Annotated in this window: 1 pseudogene; it reads left to right on the top strand. The window is 41.3% G+C overall.

What is annotated here, in order from left to right:
• A pseudogene (locus tag G4V62_RS21085) lies at positions 1–191 on the top strand (hypothetical protein); the annotation flags it as partial.
• Positions 192–305 lie beyond the last annotated feature (114 nt).

The following is a 305-nucleotide window of genomic DNA, read 5'->3' as shown; positions in this document are numbered from 1 at the left end:
AACAGGAAATTGAGTGGAAAAATCTTTTAGACGAAAATGAATTTAAAGCTCTTCTCAAATACTATCATGTTCAGGACGATGACTTTATCACACAAAAAATGATTATTTTGATACGTCCGACTGGCTCTTTAAAGCAAACGATAGCGCGCTTCGAATCAGAGAAAAAATGGCACTTACACGCTGACTTTTAAGGAGCCCCACCCATCAATGAAGGGCGGCTTGAGACACATATTCCGCTCAATTCCCAATCAGCCCAAGATCTTATTGCAACAGGCAACGTTGCAGCGATTAAGGATCTCGTCGAG

The sequence above is a fragment of the Litoribacterium kuwaitense genome, assembly GCF_011058155.1.
Lineage (GTDB): Bacteria > Bacillota > Bacilli > Bacillales > DSM-28697 > Litoribacterium > Litoribacterium kuwaitense.
The sequence above is the reverse complement of the archived record's forward strand: the minus strand, read 5'-3'. Positions and strand labels throughout refer to the sequence as shown.